General features: G+C 24.0%; 1 protein-coding gene. It reads left to right on the top strand.

Annotated features, from left to right (window positions below; translation table 11 throughout):
- Positions 1–26: 26 nt before the first annotated feature.
- A partial coding sequence (locus ACYVTD_RS15490; RefSeq protein WP_461248593.1) for a hypothetical protein occupies positions 27–616 on the top strand: 590 nt, incomplete at its 3' end.

Genomic DNA, 616 nt, shown 5'->3' on the forward strand with positions numbered 1-616 from the left:
TGAATCATTGGTAATATTCACCTGACTTGAATAATATTGGTCAACAACAAGCCGAAGCGTATTATTTAAAACATTTATTTTTTTGGTATTCATTAATAAATGAATATAATATAAATTACTTTATTAGCTCAAATTTACCACATGAAATATATGATTTTATCATATATACAATCATAAAAAAACGAAATGGAAAAGTATTATGTGCAACGCAAGTAGAATTCTTAAGTAGAGTTTTTTTTATTAGTGATATTTTTGATTATTCTTTCCTTTCAAAAAAAATAATTCACGAAGAAATTAGCACTGAAGTAATTGAATATTATAATAACAAAAAACAAATATCAAAAAAATATAATAAACCATTCTATATGAAAAATGGTATTTCTCCGAGGGGATACCAAAAAAATCCGCAAAAATATATTACAATATATAATCAACTTGCGGAAAATCCTGATTATAACCTAAAATATATATATATACCTTTACATTATCAGCCTGAAATGACAACTTCCCCAATAGCTAAAGAATATGTTAGACAAGAACTTGTTATAAGTATACTTGATTATTATTTACCTAAAGATGTAACTATATATATAAAAGAACATCCAATGCAAACACA

Source organism: Treponema sp. R6D11 (genome assembly GCF_054786075.1).